General features: G+C 56.6%; 1 pseudogene. It reads left to right on the top strand.

Annotated features, from left to right (window positions below):
• Nucleotides 1-68: 68 nt before the first annotated feature.
• Nucleotides 69-955 (top strand): annotated as a pseudogene (locus C1949_RS19230) (IS3 family transposase); the annotation flags it as partial.

The raw sequence follows: 955 nt of genomic DNA, 5'->3' as shown, positions 1-955 counted from the left end.
TAATCCCCCCTGAAATCAGCCCTCGTCAGAAGTAGAATTTTCTCCTAATCGGATCAAGGAAATTTTGCGTGAAGACATCGCGTTTTTCGGACAGTCAAATCATCGCCATCCTCAAGCAGGCTGAAGTCGGCAGCCCCGTGCCTGAACTGTGCCGCGAGCATGGCATCAGTTCGGCGACCTTCTACAAATGGCGCGCCAAGTTCGGTGGCATGGACGCCTCGTTAATGGCTCGACTGCGCGAGCTGGAGGAGGAGAATCGTCGTCTGAAGAAGATGTATGCCGAGGAGCGCCTGAAGGCCGAGATCATCCAGGAGGCGATGGCAAAAAAGTGGTGAAGCCATCTCGGCGACGAGAGATGGCGCAACACGCGGTTACCTCAGGCAAGGTCAGCATCAAACTGGCGTGTGTGTCGTTTGGCATCAGCACGACCTGCTATCGCTACCAGCCACGGTTGTCGGCAGAAAATGCCGAGATCGCCGATCACCTGATCCGACTCACACATAACCAACGCAACTGGGGTTTCGGCCTGTGCTTCCTGTATCTGCGCAACGTGAAAGGTTATCGCTGGAATCACAAACGGGTGTACCGGATCTATCGGGAGCTGGAGTTGAACCTGCGGATCAAGCCGCGCAAGCGCATCGTGCGAGAGAAGCCCGAGCCATTGGCCGTGCCGGAGGCAATCAACCACTGCTGGTCGATGGACTTCATGCACGATCAGTTGGCCGACGGTCGCAGCTTCCGCCTGTTCAACCTGATCGACGACTTCAACCGCGAGGCCCTGACCATGGATATCGATCTGTCATTGCCGGCAGAGCGGGTGGTGCGCGCACTGGATCAAGTGATCGAGTGGCGTGGCAAGCCCCAAGTTATCCGCAGCGACAATGGTCCGGAATACATCAGCAGCAAGCTCGTGCTATGGGCGGAAAAGCACGGCATTCGACTGGAGCATATCCAG

Origin of the sequence: Halopseudomonas oceani, assembly GCF_002903165.1 — a bacterium.
Taxonomy (GTDB): Bacteria; Pseudomonadota; Gammaproteobacteria; order Pseudomonadales; family Pseudomonadaceae; genus Halopseudomonas; species Halopseudomonas oceani.
This window is presented reverse-complemented; position numbering and strand designations above follow the sequence as displayed.